The organism is Candidatus Pseudomonas phytovorans, assembly GCA_029202525.1.
GTDB lineage: Bacteria > Pseudomonadota > Gammaproteobacteria > Pseudomonadales > Pseudomonadaceae > Aquipseudomonas > Aquipseudomonas phytovorans.
In genome coordinates, this window is the sequence record CP119325.1 from 385,001 (window position 1) to 406,955 (window position 21,955).

The 21,955-nt window shown below is 61.7% G+C and carries 20 protein-coding genes; 17 read left to right on the forward strand and 3 right to left on the reverse strand.

Annotated features, from left to right (window positions below; genetic code table 11):
• Positions 1 to 46 precede the first annotated feature (46 nt).
• Complete coding sequence (locus P0Y58_01590) at positions 47 to 1,267, reverse strand: CaiB/BaiF CoA-transferase family protein (GenBank protein ID WEK30901.1); 1,221 nt, start codon at positions 1,265 to 1,267, stop codon at positions 47 to 49.
• A 14-nt stretch (positions 1,268 to 1,281) separates the two neighbouring features.
• On the reverse strand, positions 1,282 to 2,463 hold the full coding sequence (locus tag P0Y58_01595) for an acyl-CoA dehydrogenase (GenBank protein WEK30902.1): 1,182 nt from the start codon (positions 2,461 to 2,463) through the stop codon (positions 1,282 to 1,284).
• A 161-nt stretch (positions 2,464 to 2,624) separates the two neighbouring features.
• Here P0Y58_01595 and P0Y58_01600 point away from each other — a divergent pair, with 161 nt between their 5' ends.
• From P0Y58_01600 to P0Y58_01645, 10 genes are all read left to right on the forward strand, one after another.
• Complete coding sequence (locus P0Y58_01600) at positions 2,625 to 3,542, forward strand: LysR family transcriptional regulator (GenBank protein WEK30903.1); 918 nt, start codon at positions 2,625 to 2,627, stop codon at positions 3,540 to 3,542.
• Positions 3,543 to 3,960: 418 nt separating this feature from the next.
• Positions 3,961 to 5,082: a Re/Si-specific NAD(P)(+) transhydrogenase subunit alpha gene (locus P0Y58_01605; protein ID WEK30904.1), complete on the forward strand. Its 1,122-nt coding sequence runs from the start codon at positions 3,961 to 3,963 to the stop codon at positions 5,080 to 5,082.
• Between the two features lie 11 nt (positions 5,083 to 5,093).
• A complete protein-coding gene (locus P0Y58_01610; protein WEK30905.1) occupies positions 5,094 to 5,408 on the forward strand; it encodes an NAD(P) transhydrogenase subunit alpha in 315 nt (104 codons plus the stop codon).
• A gap of 2 nt (positions 5,409 to 5,410) precedes the next feature.
• The gene (locus P0Y58_01615; protein WEK30906.1) at positions 5,411 to 6,847 is read left to right on the forward strand and encodes an NAD(P)(+) transhydrogenase (Re/Si-specific) subunit beta; all 1,437 of its coding nucleotides are present in this window, start codon (positions 5,411 to 5,413) and stop codon (positions 6,845 to 6,847) included.
• Between the two features lie 189 nt (positions 6,848 to 7,036).
• Complete coding sequence (locus P0Y58_01620) at positions 7,037 to 8,530, forward strand: acetyl-CoA hydrolase/transferase family protein (protein ID WEK30907.1); 1,494 nt, start codon at positions 7,037 to 7,039, stop codon at positions 8,528 to 8,530.
• Positions 8,531 to 8,905: 375 nt separating this feature from the next.
• Complete coding sequence (locus P0Y58_01625) at positions 8,906 to 9,121, forward strand: DUF1127 domain-containing protein (protein ID WEK30908.1); 216 nt, start codon at positions 8,906 to 8,908, stop codon at positions 9,119 to 9,121.
• 304 nt (positions 9,122 to 9,425) lie between these two features.
• Positions 9,426 to 9,743, forward strand: coding sequence for a DUF2388 domain-containing protein (locus P0Y58_01630; protein WEK30909.1), 318 nt, complete (start codon positions 9,426 to 9,428; stop codon positions 9,741 to 9,743).
• 88 nt (positions 9,744 to 9,831) lie between these two features.
• Entirely contained in the window at positions 9,832 to 10,125 is a 294-nt protein-coding gene (locus P0Y58_01635) for a DUF2388 domain-containing protein (protein ID WEK30910.1), read from the forward strand.
• A 36-nt stretch (positions 10,126 to 10,161) separates the two neighbouring features.
• Complete coding sequence (locus tag P0Y58_01640) at positions 10,162 to 10,482, forward strand: DUF2388 domain-containing protein (protein ID WEK30911.1); 321 nt, start codon at positions 10,162 to 10,164, stop codon at positions 10,480 to 10,482.
• A complete protein-coding gene (locus tag P0Y58_01645; GenBank protein ID WEK30912.1) occupies positions 10,479 to 12,434 on the forward strand; it encodes a DUF4105 domain-containing protein in 1,956 nt (651 codons plus the stop codon). The genes P0Y58_01640 and P0Y58_01645 overlap by 4 nt, the downstream gene beginning before the upstream one ends.
• Before the next feature lie 125 nt (positions 12,435 to 12,559).
• Here the strand turns inward: P0Y58_01645 and P0Y58_01650 are convergent, their stop codons facing one another.
• Positions 12,560 to 12,961 (reverse strand): GFA family protein, encoded by a 402-nt coding sequence (locus P0Y58_01650; protein WEK30913.1) that lies wholly within the window; start codon positions 12,959 to 12,961, stop codon positions 12,560 to 12,562.
• A gap of 267 nt (positions 12,962 to 13,228) precedes the next feature.
• Here P0Y58_01650 and P0Y58_01655 point away from each other — a divergent pair, with 267 nt between their 5' ends.
• The 7 genes from P0Y58_01655 to P0Y58_01685 all read left to right on the forward strand — a co-directional run bounded on the left by P0Y58_01655 (position 13,229) and on the right by P0Y58_01685 (position 21,952).
• The gene (locus P0Y58_01655) at positions 13,229 to 14,536 is read left to right on the forward strand and encodes a CitMHS family transporter (protein ID WEK30914.1); all 1,308 of its coding nucleotides are present in this window, start codon (positions 13,229 to 13,231) and stop codon (positions 14,534 to 14,536) included.
• A 69-nt stretch (positions 14,537 to 14,605) separates the two neighbouring features.
• Complete coding sequence (locus tag P0Y58_01660; protein ID WEK30915.1) at positions 14,606 to 15,376, forward strand: TerC family protein; 771 nt, start codon at positions 14,606 to 14,608, stop codon at positions 15,374 to 15,376.
• 267 nt (positions 15,377 to 15,643) lie between these two features.
• Positions 15,644 to 17,302 carry a Na/Pi cotransporter family protein gene (locus P0Y58_01665; protein ID WEK30916.1) on the forward strand — a complete coding sequence of 553 codons (1,659 nt, stop codon included), beginning with the start codon at positions 15,644 to 15,646 and terminating at the stop codon, positions 17,300 to 17,302.
• A gap of 30 nt (positions 17,303 to 17,332) precedes the next feature.
• Positions 17,333 to 18,739: a pitrilysin family protein gene (locus tag P0Y58_01670; GenBank protein WEK30917.1), complete on the forward strand. Its 1,407-nt coding sequence runs from the start codon at positions 17,333 to 17,335 to the stop codon at positions 18,737 to 18,739.
• 155 nt (positions 18,740 to 18,894) lie between these two features.
• Positions 18,895 to 19,917 (forward strand): DUF5924 family protein, encoded by a 1,023-nt coding sequence (locus P0Y58_01675; protein ID WEK30918.1) that lies wholly within the window; start codon positions 18,895 to 18,897, stop codon positions 19,915 to 19,917.
• Between the two features lie 113 nt (positions 19,918 to 20,030).
• Positions 20,031 to 21,164, forward strand: a complete 1,134-nt coding sequence (locus P0Y58_01680) for an MlaE family lipid ABC transporter permease subunit (GenBank protein WEK30919.1) — start codon at positions 20,031 to 20,033, stop codon at positions 21,162 to 21,164.
• Positions 21,161 to 21,952 carry an ATP-binding cassette domain-containing protein gene (locus tag P0Y58_01685; GenBank protein WEK30920.1) on the forward strand — a complete coding sequence of 264 codons (792 nt, stop codon included), beginning with the start codon at positions 21,161 to 21,163 and terminating at the stop codon, positions 21,950 to 21,952. Before P0Y58_01680 ends, P0Y58_01685 begins: the two co-directional genes overlap by 4 nt.
• Positions 21,953 to 21,955 lie beyond the last annotated feature (3 nt).

Consider the following 21,955-nt stretch of genomic DNA (forward strand, 5'->3'; position numbering starts at 1 on the left):
GGGGAGGCCTGGCGGCCTCCCCGCTCTTAAATAGAACCAGGCTCGTCTAAAGCACGCCCGCATCACGCAAGCGCTGCACCTCACCTGCCTCAAGCCCCAACACTTCCCCCAGAACCACCTCAGTGTGCTCCCCCAGCAACGGCGGCGCCCGTCGATACTCCACCGGCGTCTCAGATAATCGTATAGGGCTGGCCACCTGCGGAACGCTACCCGCCAACGGATGCGGAATGCTCACCGCCAACCCACGCGCAAGAACCTGAGGGTCCTCGAACATCTGTGCCAGATCATTGATAGGCCCGCAGGGCACCCCTGCAGCCTCCAGCTGGCCCACCCACTCGGCGGTCGTCTTGAACACTGTGGCCTGGCGAATCAGTGGAATCAGCTCGGCCCGGTTTGCCACCCGCTGCTTATTAGTAAGGAAGCGTGGATCGTCTGCCCATTGCGGCTGCCCGGCCACCTCTGCGAACTTGCGGAACTGGCTGTCGTTGCCCACGGTAAGGATGAAGTCACCATCCGCCGTCGGGAAATCCTGGTAAGGCACTATATTAGGGTGCGCATTACCCAGGCGGCGAGGCGGGTTCCCCGTGGTCAGGTAATTCATGGCCTGGTTCGCCAGGCAGGCTACCTGTACATCAAGCAAAGCCATGTCGACATGCTGGCCCACCCCGGTCTGTTCCCGGTGGGCAAGGGCGGCCAGCATGGCCACTGTGGAGTACAGGCCGGTAAGAATGTCGGTAAGCGCCACACCCACCTTGACCGGGCCTGCGCCTTCCTCGCCCTCCGGGCGGCCGGTCAGGCTCATCAGCCCACCCAACCCCTGGATCATGAAGTCATAACCCGCGCGCTTGGCATAAGGGCCGGTCTGGCCGAAACCGGTAATGGAGCAATAGATAAGCTGCGGGTTTAATGCCTTCAAGCTTTGGTAGTCCAGCCCATAAGCAGCCAAACCACCCACCTTGAAGTTCTCGATGACAATATCGGACTTGGCCGCCAACTCACGCACCAGTTGCTGCCCTTCAGGCTGGGTGAAGTCGATGGTCACCGAGCGCTTGTTACGGTTGGCCGCCAGGTAGTACGCCGCCTCGCTGGTGTTCTCACCCTCGGCATCCCTGAGGAAGGGCGGCCCCCACGCGCGGGTATCGTCACCACTGCCCGGGCGCTCGACCTTGATCACGTCAGCGCCCAGGTCAGCGAGAATCTGACCAGCCCATGGGCCGGCCAACACGCGCGAAAGGTCCAGCACCCGCAGATGTGATAGCGCGCCCATCGGCTGGCTCCTTATTAATAGAAGGCCTGGATACCGGTTTGCGCACGCCCCAGGATCAGCGCATGCACGTCGTGAGTACCTTCATAGGTGTTCACCACCTCCAGGTTCACCAGGTGACGGGCCACGCCAAACTCATCGGAGATGCCATTGCCGCCCAGCATGTCGCGCGCCATGCGCGCAATATCCAGCGCCTTGCCACAGGAGTTGCGCTTCATGATCGAGGTGATTTCGACTGCAGCGGTGCCTTCATCCTTCATGCGCCCCAAGCGCAGGCAGCCTTGCAGTGCCAAGGTGATTTCGGTCTGCATGTCGGCCAGCTTCTTCTGGATCAATTGGTTGGCAGCCAAGGGGCGGCCGAACTGCTGACGGTCCAGGGTGTACTGACGCGCGGTGTGCCAGCAGGCCTCGGCGGCACCCAGCGCCCCCCACGAGATGCCATAACGGGCTGAGTTGAGACAGGTAAACGGGCCTTTGAGGCCGCGCACATCCGGGAAGATGTTCTCTTCTGGCACAAACACATTGTCCATGACGACTTCGCCTGTGATCGAAGCGCGCAGGCCGACCTTGCCATGGATTGCCGGCGCACTGAGGCCCTGCCAGCCCTTTTCCAGAACAAAGCCGCGAATATCCCCCGCTTCGTCCTTGGCCCAGACCACAAACACATCAGCGATCGGGCTGTTGGTAATCCACATCTTGCTGCCGGTCAGGCGGTAGCCGCCGTCGACCTTCCTGGCACGGGTGATCATCGAGCCGGGGTCGGAGCCATGGTTAGGCTCGGTCAGGCCAAAACAACCGATCCACTCGCCACTGGCCAGCTTGGGCAGGTACTTCTGCTTTTGTGCTTCGGTACCGAACTCGTTGATCGGCACCATTACCAGCGACGACTGCACGCTCATCATCGAGCGGTAACCCGAGTCGATACGCTCGACCTCACGGGCGATCAGGCCATAGCACACGTAGTTCAGCCCGCTGCCACCGTATTGCTCGGGAATACTTGCCCCCAGCAGTCCAACTTCACCCATCTCGCGAAAGATCGCCGGGTCGGTCTGTTCGTGGCGGAAGGCCTCCAGCACACGCGGGGCCAGCTTGTCCTGGGCGAACTGACAAGCGCTGTCACGCACCATGCGCTCTTCTTCAGTGAGTTGCTGATCCAGCAGCAACGGGTCGATCCAGTTGAAGCTTGCTTTACCGGCCATGAGCGAAATCCTCGAAATAGGGGGCAGTTTCTTGTGCCTTTGAGCCTAGGCCTGATCGGCTGCCGGGACAAACGAGGATTGCGCACCAATTAGTGATAATTTGTCACTTCGTGAATCAGCAAAACACCATATAGACAGCCTTACGAGTGAGGTTGACGTACATGCGCCGCAAGATCCCCAGTACCGCCGCTCTGGTTTGCTTCGAGGCGGCGGCGCGCAACGAGAGCTTTACCAAGGCCGCCCAGGAACTCGCCCTGACCCAGGGTGCCGTTTGTCGGCAGATCGGCGGCCTTGAGGCTTTTCTCAATGTGGAACTGTTCCGCCGTTCGCGCCGCGGCGTGAAGCTGACCGAGGCCGGCCTGTCCTACAGCCGCCAGGTTGCCGCGCAACTGGACGCCGTAGAGCGCGATACCCTGTCGGTCATGGGCCAACAAGGCGCCAGTGTGATCGAACTGGCCGTGGTGCCAACCTTCGGCACCCAATGGTTGCTTCCACGCCTGAAGGACTTCCAGCAACGCCACCCCGAGGTTACGGTCAACCTCACCAACCGTACCCGGCCGTTCCTGTTCGCCGACACCCCCTTCGATGCCGCTATCTATTTCGGGGATGCCGACTGGTCCGGCACCCAGTCGCACCGGCTGATGGGGGAGAATCCGGTCCCCGTCTGCAGCCCGGCATTGCTGGCCGGGCAGGGCATGCTCGAAGCACAGCGCATCGCCCAGCTACCACTGCTGCAGCAAAGCACGCGCCCCTACGCCTGGCGGCAGTGGTTCGGCAGCTTGGGGATGAATGTGGCACGCGACATGACAGGCCCGCGTTATGAACTATTCTCGATGCTCGCCCAGGCGGCCATACATGAAATGGGGATCGCCCTGATTCCGCCGTTCCTGATCCAGCGCGAGTTAGGCGAGGGTAGGCTGGTGGTCGCTAACAGGCATGCTCTCATCAGCGACAAGGCCTACTATCTGATGATTCCGGAGCGCAAGGTTGAGTCGGCCTCGCTGCGCGCATTCCGCGATTGGCTGGTGAGCCAAGCCCAGACGTACACCGCAACAACCTTACCAAGTGCGACAAGTTGACTCTGTAGTCAATTATTTTAAACACCTACAGATGTATGTATTTGTCGCGTCTGCATAAACTGTTATGCCGGCCTGAAAATACCCTTTAACCCTGCTAACCACGCGGCTTTGCGGGGTATTTTGCGACATATAAAGTGCCGTAAGCGTATTCAGCAAAATATTTTTGATTTTATCTCCTAATCTGCCAATAGCCCATGTTTGACGGGCTGGAGCCTTGGTGCTGCGACAAGCGGTCACAGGGTGACTTGTAGTTTTAACCTGGTTTCGCTCCAGAACCGGTTGAAGGCCCTTGGGTTCGTCTGCAAAATGCTTCGCCCGCCCGGGATCTGGCGGGTCGGCGCTCAATAGCCGCCCCAGTGCACCATCCGAAGTGTGCTGGTTCTTACAAAGACAAAAGGTCACCGCAGGAGAAATAGTCGTGCACATTGGTGTTCCTCTCGAGACGCAGACCGGTGAGACGAGGGTCGCTGCGACCCCGGAAACCATCAAGAAACTGATTGGCCAAGGCCATCAGGTCACCGTCCAACGGGGGGCAGGGCTCAATGCCAGCATTCCGGACAGTGCCTATGAGGCCGTGGGCGCTTCCCTCGGGAGCGCAGCCGATACCTACGGCGCCCAGTTGGTACTCAAGGTGGTCGCCCCCAACGACCAGGAGCTGGCGCTGATCAACAGTGGCAGCCTCCTGGCGGGCATGCTCAACCCTTTCAACAGCGAGCTGATCGGCAAGATGGCCGAACGCGGCATCACCGCTTTCGCCCTGGAAGCCGCACCACGCACCTCCCGGGCGCAGAGCCTCGACGTGCTGTCGTCGCAGGCCAACATCGCCGGTTACAAGGCCGTGTTGCTGGCTGCCCATCACTACCCACGCTTCATGCCCATGTTGATGACCGCCGCCGGTACCGTTAAGGCCGCGCGCGTGTTGATCCTGGGTGCAGGCGTTGCTGGCCTGCAGGCGATTGCCACGGCAAAGCGCCTGGGCGCGGTGATTGAGGCGTCCGATGTACGCCCGGCGGTGAAGGAGCAGATCGAGTCGCTGGGTGCCAAGTTCATCGACGTGCCTTACGAGACCGATGAGGAACGCGAGTGCGCCGAAGGCGTCGGCGGTTACGCTCGCCCCATGCCAGCCAGTTGGATGCAACGCCAGGCCCAGGCCGTGCACGAGCGCGCCAAGCTGGCCGATATCGTCATCACCACCGCACTGATCCCCGGTCGCAAGGCACCGACCCTGCTCAGTGCCGAAACCGTTGCGCAGATGAAGCCCGGTTCGGTGGTCATCGACCTTGCTGCAGCCCAGGGTGGCAACTGTCCGCTCACCGTTGCTGACCAGGTGGTAAGGGAGAACGGCGTGACCATCGTCGGCCCGACCAACCTGCCGGCCCAGTTGGGTGCCGATGCCTCGGCGCTGTACGCACGTAACCTGCTGGACTTCATGAAGCTGCTGTTCGACAAAGACGGCGCGCTGGTCATCAACCTCGAAGACGACATCGTCGCGGCCTGCCTCATGTGCCGTGATGGTCAAGTCGTCCGCAAGAACGGCTAAGGAGCACGACAATGGAAGACATGCTGATTTCCCATGGCATCTACAACCTGATCATCTTCGTGCTGGCCATCTATGTGGGCTACCACGTGGTGTGGAATGTCACCCCGGCGCTGCACACGCCGCTGATGGCCGTGACCAATGCCATTTCTGCGATCGTTATCGTCGGCGCCATGCTGGCCGCCGCCCTTACCGTGACCCCTGCCGGCAAGCTGATGGGCACCCTCGCCGTTGCCCTGGCTGCGGTCAATGTGTTCGGTGGCTTCCTGGTCACCCGTCGCATGCTTGAGATGTTCAAGAAGAAAGCCAAGAACGAGGGGCAGAAGTAAGCATGAGCATGAATCTGGTAACACTTCTGTACCTGGTCGCTTCGGTGTGCTTCATCCAGGCGCTCAAGGGCCTGTCGCACCCGACCACGTCGCGGCGCGGCAACCTGTTCGGCATGATCGGCATGGGCATCGCCATGCTGACCACGGTCGGCCTGATTTACAAACTGGGCGCCGAGCTTGCAACAGCCGGCATCGGTTACGTACTCGTCGGCCTGTTGGTCGGTGGTACTGCCGGTTCGATCATGGCCAAGCGCGTCGAGATGACCAAGATGCCCGAACTGGTCGCCTTCATGCACAGCATGATCGGCCTGGCTGCGGTGTTCATTGCTATCGCCGCCGTACTGGAACCGCAGTCGATGGGCATCGTTGCCGCGATCAGCGACCCGATCCCCACCGGAAACCGCCTGGAGCTGTTCCTTGGCGCTGCTATCGGTGCCATTACCTTCTCAGGTTCGGTGATCGCCTTCGGCAAGCTGTCGGGCAAGTACAAGTTCCGCCTGTTCCAGGGCGCACCGGTACAGTTCCCCGGCCAGCACAAGCTGAACCTGATTCTCGGCCTGACCACCCTCGCCCTGGGCCTGCTGTTCACCTTCACCGGTCATTACAGCGCCTTTACCCTGATGCTGGCCCTGGCCTTCGTCATGGGCGTGCTGATCATCATCCCGATCGGCGGCGCTGACATGCCGGTGGTGGTGTCGATGCTCAACAGCTATTCGGGCTGGGCGGCGGCCGGTATCGGCTTCTCCCTCAACAACTCGATGCTGATCATCGCGGGCTCTTTGGTGGGCTCGTCCGGTGCCATCCTCTCGTACATCATGTGCAAGGCGATGAACCGGTCCTTCTTCAACGTCATCCTCGGTGGCTTTGGCGGCGATACCGACGTCGGGGCGGCGCAGGGCTCGAAAGAGCAGCGCCCGGTGAAGGCCGGTTCGGCTGACGATGCCACCTTCCTGCTGAGCAACGCCGACAGCGTGATCATCGTCCCGGGTTACGGCCTGGCGGTGGCGCGTGCCCAGCACGCGCTGAAGGAGCTGACCGAGAAGCTGACGCACAATGGCGTGACTGTGAAGTACGCGATTCACCCGGTGGCGGGCCGTATGCCTGGGCACATGAACGTACTGCTGGCCGAAGCCGAAGTACCGTACGACCAGGTGTTCGAGATGGACGACATCAACGCCGAGTTCGGCCAGGCTGACGTGGTGCTGGTGCTGGGTGCCAACGACGTGGTCAACCCGGCGGCGAAGAACGACCCCAAATCGCCAATCGCCGGCATGCCGATCCTTGAAGCCTTCAAGGCCAAGACCATCATCGTCAACAAGCGCTCGATGGCCAGCGGCTATGCCGGCCTGGACAACGAACTGTTCTACCTGGACAAGACCATGATGGTATTCGGTGACGCCAAGAAGGTCATCGAAGACATGGTCAAAGCGGTCGAGTAATCCCTTTCGCTACAAACACTGCGTTATATAGAAGGCCCCGGCGAGAATTCTCCCGGGGCTTTTGCATTTTGCTGATCCAGATCAACGGCTCTACTTCCTGGCTTCTCATACGACCATGGTCGTGGGACGGCACTGGGCGAAATCTCTAGACTGCGCTGCAGTAGTTTCAGTAGCCCGAGATAACAATCCATGTACCGTGATCGTATCCGCTTGTCCTCCCTGCACAGCAAGGTAATGAGTGCGGCTGATGCCGCTGGTCTGATCGAGGACGGCATGACCGTCGGCATGAGCGGTTTCACCCGCGCCGGCGAAGCCAAGGCCGTACCGCATGCACTGGCCGAACGTGCCAAGCAGTCGCCACTGAAAATCAGCCTGATGACCGGCGCCAGCCTGGGCAACGACCTGGACAAGCAACTGACCGAGGCCGGCGTGCTGGCTCGCCGCATGCCGTTCCAGGTCGACAGCACCCTGCGCAAGGCCATCAACGACGGCCAGGTGATGTTCATCGACCAGCACCTGTCGGAAACCGTCGAACAACTGCGCAACCAGCAGCTGAAGCTGCCGGACATCGCAGTCATCGAAGCCGTGGCCATCACCGAGCAAGGCCACATCGTGCCAACCACTTCTGTGGGCAACTCGGCCAGCTTCGCGATTTTCGCCAAACAGGTGATTGTCGAGATCAACCTCTCGCACAACCCCAACCTCGAAGGCCTGCACGACATCTATATCCCAACCTACCGCCCGACCCGCACGCCAATTCCGCTGGTCAAGGTCGACGACCGCATCGGCAGCACCGCCATCCCGATCGACCCGGCCAAGATTGTCGGCATCGTCATCAGCAACCAGCCAGACTCGCCGTCTACCGTGCTGCCGCCGGATGACGAAACCCAGGGCATCGCCGACCACCTGATCAACTTCCTCAAGGCTGAAGTTGAAGCTGGGCGCATGACCAACAAGCTCGGCCCGCTGCAAGCCGGTATCGGCAGCATCGCCAACGCGGTGATGTGCGGCCTGATCGAATCACCGTTTGAAGACCTGACCATGTACTCTGAAGTACTGCAGGATTCCACCTTCGACCTGATCGACGCCGGCAAGCTGAGCTTCGCGTCGGGCAGCTCGATCACCTTGTCCAGCCGCCGCAACGCCGACGTGTTCGGCAACCTGGAGCGGTACAAAGACAAACTGGTGCTGCGCCCGCAAGAAATCTCCAACCACCCGGAAGTGGTACGTCGCTTAGGGATAATTGGTATCAACACCGCACTGGAGTTCGATATCTACGGCAACGTCAACTCCACCCACGTGTGCGGCACCAGGATGATGAACGGCATCGGTGGCTCGGGTGACTTCGCCCGCAACGCCCACCTGGCCGTATTCGTCACCAAATCGATTGCCAAGGGCGGCGCCATTTCCAGCGTGGTACCGATGGTCAGCCATGTCGATCACACCGAGCATGACGTGGACATTCTGGTGACCGAACAAGGCCTGGCCGACCTGCGTGGCCTGGCACCGCGCGAGCGCGCACGGGCGATCATCGACAACTGTGTGCACCCGGATTACCGCGCTGCGCTGAACGATTACTTCGATCGCGCCTGCCAGCGTGGCGGCCACACTCCGCACATCCTCCGTGAAGCGCTGAGCTGGCACGAAAACCTGGAAGAAACCGGACGCATGCTGGCTGGCTGATCCAGCCGTGGTAAGGAACAGCAGCCCTGCTTCTGCTGTTCCGGCCTCTTCGCGGGCTTGCCCGCGAAACGCGCCATAACAGTTAAATCCTTCTACTAGAACACCTCACATCAAATGACCAATAAAAACTGTACTACTGTACTGGTCATTTTGCCTCATGCCGCCTTCACAAACTCCACGCAGCAATCAAAACGCACCAACAAAGTGCAGACCAGTACAGTTACGCCATTTTCGAGTGCAACAGTAGGGTTACACAGTTAACTGAGCCATTCTCTTTGACCAGAACTGTATCTACTGTTATGGACAAGAGAGGAGGATCATTGGCATCAGTTAAACCACTACCTAATCCCGCCATAAGCGGAAGGATGAAGCATCATGGAACGTACCCTCAGTTCCGGTCTGGTCTTTGAAAGCAACGCCCAGCAATCCAACTCTTCGATGCCACTGCGCGCATTGTCCACTCTGCTGCTGTGGCAGCGTCGCATGGCCAGCCGCCGTCAACTGGCTCGCCTGGACGCGCGCCTGCTGGCCGACGCGGGCATCAGCGAGTCGCAACGCTACGAAGAGCTGAGCAAGCCTTTCTGGCGCTAAGCACCGGCTTGCCGGCTTCGGCCGGCACCGCGAATTCTCAAAACCCGTTGCAGGCGACTGCAGCGGGTTTTTTGTTTCCAGATCGCATGCTAGAGCCTTCCAAGACGATAGCGGTACAGTTTTAAAAATATTAAAACACACCATCACAGTTTACTGGTGCGCTGTTCATTAACATCTACAAACACCGGCGCGTGATACGCTTGGCTTAGCAGTCTGGTAAACACACTGTTGAAAAGTACCGTGACGAGCTGTGCGAGCGTCCGATAAACAGAACCACCCGACCCTAGTCCAGGAGTCCACCATCATGTCCCGTAAATACCTGATTGGCGCCGCCCTGATGCTGAGCCTGGCCGGCACCGCTAACGCCACCAGCTTCGTTGTCACCACTGACGCCGTGGTAGGCGCAGTGGCCGCGTCCACCGACGCCACTTCCGATATCTCCTCTTCGTTCAAAGACGACAAGATCGTGCAGGCCGCTCGTGACGACGCCGCCAGCTTCGTTGGCAGCCAGGGCGACATCCGCGGTGCCAAGCTGGAAAGCGCTTTCCTGCACATCCGCTCGCAAATGCCGGCCCTGCAGGCCAGCGACGCGCAGCTGGCCCAGGCCATCCTGGCGCTCTGATCCCGGCTGAGCCGTTCGGCTGTGCAGGTCACCACCCGCACAGCCGCACCCACCTTTTCCGCCCACGTTCCCAGCTGTTGTAGAGCCCATGCGTTATCTGTTGCCGCTGCTGTTCTCCGTTGCAGGCATGGCCAGTGCCCATGCCATGGATACCACTACGCAAGGCCTGGTCATCACTGGCTATGTCACCAGCCAAGTCACCACCGCACCGTTTGACCGCAAACTGGTCCGCCAGGCGCGCGACGATGCTGCTGCCTTTGTCGCCAGCGACGGTCAGATCCGCGGCGTACGCCTGGAAGCCGCGCTGGAATCATTACGCCACAATTGTTCACGGCACGCCGTCGGCGACCTGGAACTGGCGCAGGCAATTCTCGTCCAATAACTACTTCTGACTCCCTGTATTTTTCGGAGATGCTCCATGCGTAAACCGCTGATTGCCGCTACCCTCGGCATGCTGCTACTGGCCGACCTGGCCCAGGCACATACTCTGGTGGCCACCAGCAACATCATCGTGCGTGCCTTTGGCCGCTCGATCGACTTCACCTCAGACACCACCACCTCGATTCGCGACTCCAAAGTGGTGCGCGAAGCGCACGACGACGCCGCCAGCTTCGTGGCCAGCAATGGCGACATTCGCGGCGCCCAGCTTGAGGCCGCCTTCAGCACCTTGCGCGAGCGAGTACCAGAAGCGCGCGGCGCCAGCGACCAGGTACTGGCCGAAGCCATTCTTGCACTGTGAAGCGCATGCATGCCTGGCTGCTCGGCTGCGCCCTGACGCTGCTCGGCACGCCCGTGCTGGCCGACCTGCAGCTACAGCTGCAGGCAACCGGCCTCGACTTACAACAAACCCAAGCCACCCAGGCTCTGCTCGACGAGGCCATGGCCAAGCTGCCCCCTCGCTTCAGGCAGCAGCTGGACCGCCGCGTGCAGGTGAGCTGGAGCGACACCATGCCGGCCGATGCCTATGGCCAGGCATCGCTGGTGTCCACCCTTGAGCTCAACCGTCGCCTGCTGCCCGGCCTCACCGATGGCAGCGCCGCCACCGAGCGCACCAACCGCCCACACGGCACGGTGCGTGAAGAGCTGCTGGCCACTGTGCTGCACGAGCTCACCCATATCTACGACCGTGCCCGCCTGTGGCCCGGTGCCGAAAGTTCGCTGATTGCCCGCTGCAAGCGCCAGCAAGGCACGTTGGGCAAAGTCGGCTTGCCCGAAGAATGCCGCGGCCAGGCCGAGCGCCGCTTCACCCTCAGCGACGACCCACGCCTGCTCGACCTGGCCGGCTGGCAGCAGTATGTGGGCCGACGTGGCGAGCGCGAGCAGCACAATGGCCAGTTCGTGCGCAGCCCCGACAGTTATGAGCTGAGCAGCCCCAAGGAATACATCGCGGTCAACATGGAGTATTTCCTCCTCGACCCGAGCTACGGCTGCCGCCGCCCGGCACTGAACCAATACCTGCGCGAGCACTTCGGCTGGGCACCGCAACAAGATAGCTGCGCCAAGGGCCTGCCGTTCATCAACGCAGGCAGCGACTTCGCCCGCCAGCCGCTGGGAGAAATCGACCCCGAGCGGGTCTATGAAGTGGACTACCTGCTGGCCGAAGCCAACCAGAACCTGGTCAGCCGCTGGGGCCACAGCATGCTGCGCCTGGTGATCTGCAAGCCCGGCCGCCCGCGCGGGCCGGACTGCCGCCTGGACCTCGACCAGAGCCTGGTGCTGTCTTACCGCGCCTTCGTCAACGATGTGCAGCTGTCCAGTTGGGACGGTTTAGTGGGCGTATACCCATCGCGGTTGTTCGTGCTGCCACTGGGCCAGGTGATCGACGAGTACACCAAGACCGAGCTACGCAGCCTGGCCTCGGTACCCTTGAAGCTCAACCGCGGTGAAGTCGAGAACCTGGTCCGCCAGGCCGCAGAGATGCACTGGGGGTATGACGGCAACTACTGGTTCCTGTCCAACAACTGTGCGGTGGAGTCGTTGAAACTGCTGCGCAGTGGCACCGCCAACCCACGCCTGAATGACCTCGACAGCATCATGCCCAACGGTTTGCTGGCCGTGCTCAAGGGCAGGGGGCTGGCCGACACCAGCGTGCTTGATGACCCGCGCGAGGCACTGCGCCTGGGCTACCGTTTCGACTCTTACCGCGACCGCTACCAGGCCATGTTCGACGTGCTGAGGAAGCAACTGCCAATCAAGCAGGCGCAAGTGGAAGACTGGCTGGCCCAGGATGCCGAACAACGGCGCCCGTGGTTCGCTCAAGCCGACCTGCGCACCAGCGCTGCCTTGCTGCTGCTTGAACAGGCCAGCTTGCGCCGGCAACTCCTGCTGGCCCAGGACGAGGTCAAGCAGCGCTACCTGAATGCCGCAGCGCTGAAAGATGGCAGCATCAACAAAGCTGACGCCACCCTCAAGCAGATGCTCGCCAACAGCGGTTTCCTCAGCCGCCCGGCAGAGTTGCTCGATGCCAAGGGCTACGGGCTGCCGCAACCTGAAGAGCGTAAGCACCTTGAGCAGGTGAGCAGCGAGCGCCAGGCGCAACTGTTGCGCCTGAGCACCAGCCTGGACAAAGAGGTGAGGGCGCTGCTGGAGCCATCACGCGCCAAGGAAATTGCCGCGGTCGAGGCCAATGTGAAACAGATCGGCGAGCACTTGCGGGCGCTGCACAAGGCTGCGGGTGGCTTGCAGTTGTGATGTTGCCTGTGCCGGCCTCTTCGCGGGTGAACCCGCTCCCACAGGATCATCACAATCTCGAGACCTGTGTTATCCCTGTGGGAGCGCGTTCACCCGCGAAGAGGCCGGCACAGGCGGTACAAAGCCTACAGGCTCTCCTCAGCCTCGGAAGGCAGATCCTCATCCAGATGTAGCCAGGCCAACCGGCTACCCACCCAGATATGCCGGTTGGCCCTGACCCGCTCCGGGTGATCCAGCGTCGCCACCGTTACATCGACCGTTTCCGGGCTATGGGTAGTCACCAGCGCCACATGCGCTCCGCAATGCCCACAGAAGTACCGGCTGCAACTGGCCGGCGCCTCATAGCAGTTCGGCTCACCCGCCAACCACTGAAACCCCGAACGGGGCAAGGTGAGCCAGGTTACCACCAGCCCGCCGCTGACCCGGCGACAGATCGTACAGTGGCAGTGGGCGATGTCTGTCAGTTCACCCTCCACCCGGTAACGCAAAGCGCCGCAATGGCAGCCACCTTCGGTCACATTCTGCATCACCTACCTCTCGTCGCCTTTGCCTCAGCGAAAGCTGGCTGAAAGCTTGTGCTCATAGGATAGCCCCCACTACCGGCACAAGACCGGTCAGCCAGGGCACCCGGTAAACACCGCGCCCGGCCCAATCAACAACAACAATGGTGATTCTGATGTGTTCCTGTGCCCGCCTTCCTGCAGTCCCCCTCCGCATGCTCCCTGCGCAGCGCCTGACGCGCTGATCCGCCCGAATCGACTTTCCTTTCGCCGCGCCACGCCTGGAGTATTGCCATGCTGACCTTCCTCGGCTTTGCCATGGTCATCACCTTCATGTACCTGATCATGACCAAGCGCCTGTCGGCCTTGATCGCACTGATCCTGGTACCGATCCTGTTCGCCCTGTTCGGCGGTTTCTCCGCCAAGATCGGCCCCATGATGCTCGAAGGCATCAGCAAGCTCGCACCTACCGGCGTGATGCTGATGTTCGCCATCCTCTACTTCGCCCTGATGATCGACTCCGGCCTGTTCGACCCGGCCGTGCGCAAGATCCTCAAGCTGGTCAAGGGCGACCCGCTTAAAGTCTCTGTCGGCACTGCCGTGCTGGCCCTGGTGGTCTCGCTCGACGGTGACGGCGCCACCACCTACATGATCTGCTGCGCCGCGATGCTGCCGATGTACAGCCGCCTGGGCATGAGCCCGCGGATCATGGCCGGCCTGATCATTCTCGCCGGCGGGGTGATGAACATGACCCCTTGGGGTGGCCCGACTGCACGTGCCGCCAGTGCCCTGCACGTAGACCCGTCGGACATCTTCGTGCCGATGATCCCGGCCATGCTGTTCGGCGTGTTGGCGATCCTGGGCATTGCCTATATGTACGGCAAACGTGAGCGTGCCCGCCTGGGCGAGCTGCACCTGCCTACCGACGACATCGACCACAGCGAGATCACCGTCTCGCAATACCCGGAAGCGCGCCGGCCCAAGCTGCTGTACTTCAACGGCGCGCTCACTGCGGCCCTGATGGTCGCGCTGATCATGGGCCTGCTGCCGCTGCCGGTGCTGTTCATGATCGCCTTCAGCATCGCCATGATCGTCAACTACCCGTGCCTGCAACAGCAGAAGGACCGCATCGCCGCTCACGCCGGTAGCGTGCTGGCCGTGACCGGGCTGATTTTCGCCGCTGGCATCTTCACCGGCATCCTGTCGGGTACCGGCATGGTCGACGCCATGTCCAAGAGCCTGCTGGCGGTCATCCCCGAAGCGCTGGGCCCGTACCTGGCGGTAATCACCGCGATCGTGAGCATGCCGTTCACCTTCTTCATGTCCAACGATGCCTTCTACTACGGCGTACTGCCTGTGCTGGCCGAAGCCGCCAGCCACTACGGCATCACCCCGGTGGAAATGGCCCGTGCCTCGATCGTTGGGCAGCCGGTACACCTGCTCAGCCCGCTGGTACCCTCCACCTACCTGCTGGTGGCCCTGGCCGGTATCGAGTTCGGCGATCATCAGCGCTTCACGCTCAAGTGGGCAGTGCTGGTATGCCTGTGCATAATGTTCGCCGCGCTGCTGATGGGGATTTTCCCGCTGTTCAGTAGTCTTTAATACTTACGTATCACCTACGCGACGTGCCCTGAACGGGGCATGTTGCCATTACCGCTCGAAGGAAATTACATGGAATGGCTGACCAGCCCGGAAATCTGGGTTGCCTTTTTTACCCTTACCGCGCTTGAGATCGTCCTAGGGATCGACAACATCATCATGATCTCGATCCTGGTCAGCCGCATGCCCAAGCACATGCAGCCGCGCACCCGGATCTTCGGCCTGGCCCTGGCCATGGTCACCCGCATCCTGCTGCTGCTGTCGATTACCTGGGTCATGCGCCTTACCGCCGACCTGTTCGTGGTGTTCGGCCAAGGCATCTCCGGCCGTGACCTGATCCTGTTCTTCGGTGGCCTGTTCCTGCTGTGGAAAAGCTCGCAAGAGATCTACCACGGCCTGGAAGGCGAAGACGAAAACCCGGATGGGCCGAAAGGCGCAGGTGGCAAGTTCTTCTACACCATCATCCAGATCGCCATCATCGACATCGTGTTCTCGCTGGACTCGGTAATCACCGCCGTGGGCATGGTCTCCCACGTGCCGGTGATGATCGCCGCCATCGTTGTAGCCGTGCTGGTGATGATGCTGTGTGCCGGTGCCATCAGCAACTTCATCGACAAACACCCGTCACTGAAGATGCTCGCACTTTCGTTCCTGATCGTCGTCGGTACCGTGCTGATCGCCGAGGCTTTCGATGTGCACGTGCCGAAGGGCTACGTTTACTTCGCCATGGCCTTCTCGCTGGCGGTGGAAGCCATCAACATCCGCATGCGCACGGCTGCCGCCCGCAAGGATGGCAAAGAGCATGACCCGGTGAAGCTGCGCAAGGACATCCCGGGTCAGTAAGACCTCGGAGTGATGCACACAAAGGGCCCTTCGGGCCCTTTTTCATGGCTGCATGCCTGTGCACGCCCTTGAGGGAGCGGGCGAGCCCGCGAAGAGGCCGGCACAGGCAAACATTCATTTCCCATGTGTTTCAAATAAATGAGCACCATGCGAAGCTAGCGACAACTACGCAAAACAACTAAAGCTTTGAGTGAGCACTGAAAATTCTTCAAACGCTCACGTTTCTTTTCTTGGCCCGCTGGGCCAGCGCAACAGGGGGCCTTCGCCATGCTGACCCTGCTCAACCTGCTCTCGGCCGTGACGCTTCTGGTCTGGGGCACCCATATCGTGCGTACCGGCATTCTCCGGGTCTTCGGCTCGAACCTGCGGCGCATCATTAGCCAGAACATGGACAAGCGCCCGCTGGCGTTCATCGCCGGCATTCTGGTTACCGCCATGGTGCAAAGCAGCAACGCCACGGCCATGTTGGTTACGTCATTCGTTGGCCAGGGCCTGATGGCCATGACCCCAGCCTTGGCGATCATGCTGGGTGCCGATGTGGGTACTGCACTGATGGCCCGGGTGCTCACCTTCGACCTGTCGTGGCTGTCACCGCTGCTGATCTTTCTGGGCGTGATTTTCTTCCTCTCGCGCAAGCAGACACGGGCTGGCCAACTGGGCCGGGTAGGTATCGGGCTTGGCCTGATCATTCTGGCACTTGAGCTGATCGTGCAGGCAGCTGCGCCGATCACCCATGCCCAGGGCGTGAAGGTGCTGTTTGCTTCCCTGACCGGTGACATCATGCTGGACGCCCTGGTCGGCGCCCTGTTCGCCATGATTTCCTATTCCAGCCTGGCCGCCGTACTGCTCACTGCGACATTGGCTGGCGCCGAAGTCATCAGCCTGCCGGTTGCCATCGGCCTCGTGGTCGGCGCCAACATCGGCAGTGGCCTGCTGGCGTTCATCAGCACCAGCATGCAGAACACCGCCGGGCGCCGGGTGGCCTTGGGCAGCCTGCTGTACAAGCTGCTCGGCCTGATCCTCATCATCCCGGTGCTGCACCCGTTGGTGGAGTGGATGGACTCGCTGAGCTTCAGCCCGCAAGAGCTGGTCATCGGCTTCCACTTGCTCTACAACACGCTGCGCTGCCTGCTCATGCTGCCTACGGTCAAACTCATGGGCCGGCTGTGCAATACCCTGCTGCCCGAGCGCGAAAACGGCAACGGCCAAGTGCGACCACGGCACCTCGACGCCTCGGCACTGGAAACACCCAGCCTGGCCTTGGCCAATGCATGCCGTGAAACCCTGCGGCTGGGCGATATCGTCGACAGCCTGCTAGAGGCCATGCTCGGAGCCCTGCGCGGCACCCAGACCGCTCTGCCACAGCAGGTTCGCACCCTGGGCGAAGACGCCGAAGCCCTGTACAGCGCGATCAAGCTGTACCTGGCGCAGATGTCGCGCGAAGACCTCAGCGAGCACGACAACCGCCGCTGGGCCGAAATCATCGAACTGGCGATCAACCTCAAGCTGGCCTGCGACCTGATCGAGCGCATGCTGCGCAAGGTCCAGCAGCAGAAAACCAGCCAGCGTCGGGAGTTTTCCCAGACAGGCCTTGAGGAACTGACTGGCCTGCAAGAGCAGTTACTGGCCAACTTGCGCCTGGGCCTGTCGGTGTTTCTCAGTGCCGACCCGGAAAGCGCCCGCTTGCTGCTAAGGGAAAAACGCCGTTTTCGCGCCCAGGAACGGCGCCTGGCGCACGCCCATGTCAGCCGCCTTCAGCGTAAGGTGGTGCAAAGTATCGAGACCAGTTCGCTACACTTGGAGCTGATCGCCGACATGAAGCGGTTGAACTCTTTGTTCTGCAGCAGTGCCTATGTGGTACTGGGCGGCTCGGACACCGGCGGCCTGATGCTCGACAGCGTGCCGGACGAAGCCCGTCTGCCCTGATTTCACCCACCAGAGGACCTTCGCTCGCTCATGCGTTGCCTGATGTTCGTTTGCCTGCTGATCTGCAGCCTGCCCACCGTCGCCCTCGACCGCTCGCGGGTCGAAGGCTACCTGCTGCCCAATGGCCTGCAGGTGATCCTGAAAAACGGCTACGAGCGCGATCATGTGGCGATCCGCCTGGTGGTCGGGGTAGGCCTGGACGACTTCGACTGCGAGCAGAAAGAGCTGCCCCACCTGCTTGAGCACCTGCTGTTCAGCGGCATCGACGAAACAGGCGAGGGCGGCCTGGAAGAACGCCTGCAAGCGCTTGGAGGCGAGTGGAACGCTTACACCAGCAGCGCCGACACCACCTTCGTTATCGAAGCCCCGGCGCGCAACCAGCGCAAAGTACTCGACCTGCTGCTGGCGGTTATCCGCGACACTCAGATCGATGCCAAGGCCCTTACCACCGCCAAGCGCATCATCGAACGCGAGGATGGCGGCCATTACGGCCACCTGCAGCGCTGGCTCGACCGCCAGGATATCGGCCACCCCGCCAGCGGCCAATTGGCGACCGAACTGGGCCTCAAATGCCCGGAGCGCTCCAACCTCGACGACATGACCCTGGAGCAGGTACAGGCCCTGCGTGACCACTGGTACGCCGCCAACAACATGACCCTGATCATGGTAGGCGGCCTCGACCGTCTGCTGCCTGCCTACCTGGAACGCACCTTTGGCGAGCTGCCAGCCACCGAACCGGAAGAGCGCCGCAACCTCGAAAGCATCACGCGACAGGCCGAGCAGCGCCGCAACCTGACCCGCGGCTGGCTGGGCGATAGCGTCAAACTGCACTGGCTGTTCATCGAGCCGGTGCTGGACAACGACCATCAGGCCACGCTCGACCTGCTGTCGCGTTACCTGGACTGGACGCTGTACGACCAGCTACGCCTGCGCAACGGGCTGTCCTACGGCCCCTCGGTACAACGTGAAAGCTTCGGTGATACCGGCCTGATCAGCCTCAACGCCGACCTGGAGCGCGATGACATCGACAAGGCCGTGGAGGTAATGCAGGCGCTGTTCGACCACCTGCGCAAAGAAGGCCTCGACCCGGACACCTTCGCCCGTATCAAGGACGCCAGCGTAGCCAAGGAGAGCTGGAGCACCCAAGGTAACAGCGCCCTGGCAGACTATTACTGGGGTGCGTTGAACGACTATACCGACGGGCGCTTTGCCAACCCGGTGCGCAAGCTGCGCCAGGTGAGCCTGGAGCAGGCCAACCAGGCGTTGAAGGAGCTGCTCAAGGAAGACGGGTATGTACGGATCGAAAAGCCGCTACTTGGATATGACGAACTGTACGGGCTGATGGCTTTGTTGGCGGGGCTGATTCTGGCGGCGGGGTTACTGCGCTGGCGCCGGCATGGGCCTGAACGGCCGAGTGGTGCTACACGGCAGCGGTGAATCGGCGGTATCCTTTTGCCAGTACCGGCCCTTTCGCGGGTAAACCCGCTCCCACAGGGACTTCACAGTATCTGAATCTGTGGTGATCCTGTGGGAGCGGGTTTACCCGCGAAGAGGCCGGCACAGCCACCTCATTCTCTCTGTTGTAGCCCCTAATGCCCCAAATCCCCCATATCGTCCTGCGCATCATCGAACTGCTCAAACGCTACCCCGGTATCATCGCGCTCGGCGGTTTCCTCTCCGGTATCGGCAGTTTCATCCTGGTCGACCGCCAGGCCGGCCTGGCCAGCTGGGTCGCGGTGCTCATGCTGGTCAGCTGGGTCTGGCTGATGCTGGAAAACACCCTCACCGGCCTGTTTGCGCGCACCTTCAACCGTGAAATCCCGCAGCCTCTGTTGCGCTACGCGACGCAGATGATCCACCAGGAAACGCTGTTCTTCGTGCTGCCGTTCTTCTTCATCACCACTACCTGGAACAGCGGCCAGTTGGTGTTCACCGGTTTGCTCGGTGCCGCGGGCCTGATTTCGATCATCGATCCGCTGTACTACAAATGGCTGGCACCGCGGCGCTGGTTGTTCCTGGCGCTGCATACCCTGACGCTGTTCGCCGCGCTGTTGACCGCGCTGCCGATCATCCTGCACCTGACCACCGCGCAAAGCTTCAAGCTGGCCCTGATTGCGGCCATGGTGCTGTCGTTTCCCAGCCTGGCCAGCAGCTTCCCGATCAACACCTGGCGCCGCGGCGTGGCACTGGTGCTGGTTACCTTGTCGGTCGGTGCCGGTGGCTGGCTGTTGCGTTCCTGGGTGCCACCGGCAACCCTGTGGATGACCGACGTGGCAGTAAGCACCGAAGTCATCAACCGCCAGCCAGGCGAGTCGCTGGACGAAATTGCCGCCAGCCGCATACGCAGCAGCGGCCTGTACGCCTACACCGCCATCAACGCACCACGCGGCCTGAACGAGCGGATCTACCATGTGTGGCAAAAGGACGGTAAAGAAGTCGACCGCATCGCCCTGGACATCCACGGCGGGCGCAAGGAAGGCTACCGGGCCTGGACCCACAAGCAGAATTTCCCGCCGAACCCGGTCGGCAAATGGCAGGTGAGGGTGCTGACAGAGGATGGCCAAGTGATTGGCGTACTGCGCTTCAAGGTGACCGACGATACCCCGGGGCCGTGATTGAAAGGGGGCGCCTTGCGCCCCAAGCCCCCCACACACAGCACATAATCACCAAACAGCCCATGCCCGCTGCGCTATGATCAGGCCCTAAGCCTTAGCGCCGAGTCAAATGCATGGAGCCTGTGACCACCCCCAGCGCCACCCTGGACGCCAGTAGCCAACCGGCCTGCCTGCGCATAACCGGTGACTGGACCCTGGCGCACTACGCCAGCCTCAAGCGCGAGAGCGAACCTCTGCGCGCGCAATGCACTGCCGATACCGTCGCCGACCTCAGCCAGCTGGGCCGCCTGGACACCGCCGGGGCGTCGCTGCTGGCCGAGCTGCTCGGCTCCGAGCGCCTCTCACACTGTACCGAGGACTTGCCCGAAGCCAGCCGCGCACTGCTCAAGAACGTCTACTGCTCGGTCCAGGACTACTGCATCCCGGTCAAGGAGCCCGAGCGCAACGTACTGCTGATGCTGCTGGAACGCATCGGCCGCGCCGTCGGCACACTGTGGCAAGACTCCATGCAGTTGCTCGGCTTCATCGGTGTCATCCTCGAAACCCTGCTACGCCGCGCCCTGACACCACACCGCTGGCGCATCACCCCGGTCGTGGCACACATCGAACAAACCGGCCTTGATGCCGCACCCATTGTCGCCTTGCTGACCTTCCTGGTAGGCGCGGTGGTGGCGTTCCTCGGTGCCACAGTGCTGGCCGCGTTCGGCGCGACCATTTTCACCGTCGATCTGGTGGCGTTCTCGTTCCTGCGCGAGTTCGCCGTATTGCTGACTGCCATTCTCATGGCCGGCCGCACTGCCAGCGCGTTCACCGCGCAGATAGGCTCGATGAAGGCCAATGAGGAAATCGACGCCATCCGCACCCTGGGCCTGAACCCGATGGAGTTGCTGGTGGTGCCACGGGTATTGGCCCTGTTGATTTCGCTGCCCCTGCTCACCTTCATCGCGATGATCTGCGGCATCGTCGGCGGCGCTGTGGTGTGCGCCTTGTCGCTGGGCATCTCGCCGGCCATGTTCCTGTCGTTGCTGCAAAGCGACATCGGCGTGCAGCACTTTCTGGTGGGCCTGGCCAAGGCGCCGTTCTTCGCCTTCCTGATTGCCGCCATCGGCTGCCTCGAAGGCTTCAAGGTCAGCGGCAGCGCCGAATCGGTGGGCGCACACACCACCTCGGCGGTGGTGCAGTCGATTTTCGTGGTCATCGTGCTGGACGCCGTGGCCGCGCTGTTCTTCATGGAGATGGGTTGGTGACTGATCGGGAAAAAGTGATCGAAGCCCGCGGCATCTGCAACCGCTTCGGCCGCCAGGTGGTGCATGAAAACCTGGACCTGGACCTGTACCGTGGCGAAATCCTGGCTGTGGTCGGTGGTTCGGGCAGCGGCAAGTCGGTACTGCTGCGCAGCATCATCGGCCTGCGCCGGCCCAATGAAGGGCTGATCAAGGTGTTCGGCCAAGACCTTGCGGGCCTGCGCGAAGAACAGCGTTCGCTGGTCGAACGGCGCTTCGGCGTGCTGTTCCAGAAGGGCGCGCTGTTCTCGTCGCTGACCGTCACCGAGAACGTGGCTTTGCCGTTGATCGAGCATGCCGGGCTGTCCCGCGCCGATGCCGAGCACCTGGCCGGCGTGAAGCTGGCCTTGGCCGGGTTGCCCATCTCGGCCGCCGACAAGTATCCGTCCTCGCTGTCAGGGGGCATGATCAAGCGTGCAGCGCTGGCCCGAGCCCTGGCACTGGACCCGGACATCCTGTTCCTCGACGAACCTACCGCCGGCCTGGACCCGATCGGCGCCGCCGCGTTCGACCAGTTGATCCTGACCCTGCGCGATGCCCTGGGCCTGTCGGTGTTCCTCATCACGCACGACCTCGACACCCTGTACACCATTACCGACCGCATCGCGGTGCTGTCACAGAAAAAGGTCCTGGTAGCCGGCCCCCTGGCCGAGGTCGAGCAGACCAACGACGCCTGGATTCAAGAATACTTTCACGGCCCCCGCGGGCGCGCAGCCGAACAGGCCGCCACTCGTGCCGGGCAGGAGCGCTGAGCA

Coding starts and splice junctions, on each gene's coding strand:
- P0Y58_01590 (WEK30901.1), bottom strand. CDS start 1,267: ATGGGCGCGCTATCACATCTGCGGGTGCTGGACCTTTCGCGCGTGTTG.
- P0Y58_01615 (WEK30906.1), top strand. CDS start 5,411: ATGAGCATGAATCTGGTAACACTTCTGTACCTGGTCGCTTCGGTGTGC.
- P0Y58_01630 (WEK30909.1), top strand. CDS start 9,426: ATGTCCCGTAAATACCTGATTGGCGCCGCCCTGATGCTGAGCCTGGCC.
- P0Y58_01640 (WEK30911.1), top strand. CDS start 10,162: ATGCGTAAACCGCTGATTGCCGCTACCCTCGGCATGCTGCTACTGGCC.
- P0Y58_01660 (WEK30915.1), top strand. CDS start 14,606: ATGGAATGGCTGACCAGCCCGGAAATCTGGGTTGCCTTTTTTACCCTT.
- P0Y58_01655 (WEK30914.1), top strand. CDS start 13,229: ATGCTGACCTTCCTCGGCTTTGCCATGGTCATCACCTTCATGTACCTG.
- P0Y58_01595 (WEK30902.1), bottom strand. CDS start 2,463: ATGGCCGGTAAAGCAAGCTTCAACTGGATCGACCCGTTGCTGCTGGAT.
- P0Y58_01650 (WEK30913.1), bottom strand. CDS start 12,961: ATGCAGAATGTGACCGAAGGTGGCTGCCATTGCGGCGCTTTGCGTTAC.
- P0Y58_01680 (WEK30919.1), top strand. CDS start 20,031: ATGGAGCCTGTGACCACCCCCAGCGCCACCCTGGACGCCAGTAGCCAA.
- P0Y58_01600 (WEK30903.1), top strand. CDS start 2,625: ATGCGCCGCAAGATCCCCAGTACCGCCGCTCTGGTTTGCTTCGAGGCG.
- P0Y58_01635 (WEK30910.1), top strand. CDS start 9,832: ATGCGTTATCTGTTGCCGCTGCTGTTCTCCGTTGCAGGCATGGCCAGT.
- P0Y58_01610 (WEK30905.1), top strand. CDS start 5,094: ATGGAAGACATGCTGATTTCCCATGGCATCTACAACCTGATCATCTTC.
- P0Y58_01670 (WEK30917.1), top strand. CDS start 17,333: ATGCGTTGCCTGATGTTCGTTTGCCTGCTGATCTGCAGCCTGCCCACC.
- P0Y58_01620 (WEK30907.1), top strand. CDS start 7,037: ATGTACCGTGATCGTATCCGCTTGTCCTCCCTGCACAGCAAGGTAATG.
- P0Y58_01665 (WEK30916.1), top strand. CDS start 15,644: ATGCTGACCCTGCTCAACCTGCTCTCGGCCGTGACGCTTCTGGTCTGG.
- P0Y58_01625 (WEK30908.1), top strand. CDS start 8,906: ATGGAACGTACCCTCAGTTCCGGTCTGGTCTTTGAAAGCAACGCCCAG.
- P0Y58_01675 (WEK30918.1), top strand. CDS start 18,895: ATGCCCCAAATCCCCCATATCGTCCTGCGCATCATCGAACTGCTCAAA.